The following is a 572-nucleotide window of genomic DNA, read 5'->3' as shown; positions in this document are numbered from 1 at the left end:
CGGTGTACCGACGTTCCGCGATGACAAGAACGGATTGTGGGCCCGATTCGACCCTTACGAGCTGTCCAGCACGCAAGGCTGGCTGCGCAACCCCGAGCGGGTCTGGGGATGGTACCTATGGCGCCATTATCTGGTGGCCAACGTCGAACCCAACGACGGGCATCGCGCGATCGCCGCCTGGCAGGACCATGCTGAGGTCAGCGTCATCACCCAGAATGTCGACGATCTGCACGAGCGCGCCGGCAGCGGTGCGGTGCATCACCTGCACGGCAGCCTTTTCGAATTTCGTTGTGCACGTTGTGGTGTGCCCTACACCGACGCCCTTCCGGAGATGCCCGAGCCTGCGATCGAAGTGGAGCCGCCGGTCTGCGACTGCGGCGGTCTGATCCGGCCCGACATCGTATGGTTCGGTGAGCCGCTGCCAGAGGAGCCGTGGCGGAGCGCGGTCGAGGCGACAGGGAGCGCCGACGTGATGGTCGTGGTGGGGACCTCGGCGATCGTCTACCCGGCGGCCGGTTTACCCGACCTGGCGCTGGCGCGCGGCACTGCCGTGATCGAAGTCAATCCCGAGC

Annotated in this window: 1 protein-coding gene; it reads left to right on the top strand. The window is 66.1% G+C overall.

Going from position 1 to position 572, the window contains the following annotated elements; all coding sequences use genetic code 4:
• Positions 1–572: NAD-dependent protein deacylase (cobB, locus tag FJM08_RS08605; RefSeq protein WP_140031750.1), on the top strand; the 572-nt coding region annotated here is incomplete at both ends.

Origin of the sequence: Metamycoplasma equirhinis (genome assembly GCF_006385185.1) — a bacterium.
Lineage (GTDB): Bacteria > Bacillota_I > Bacilli_A > Mycoplasmatales > Metamycoplasmataceae > Metamycoplasma > Metamycoplasma equirhinis.
The sequence above is the reverse complement of the archived record's forward strand: the minus strand, read 5'-3'. Positions and strand labels throughout refer to the sequence as shown.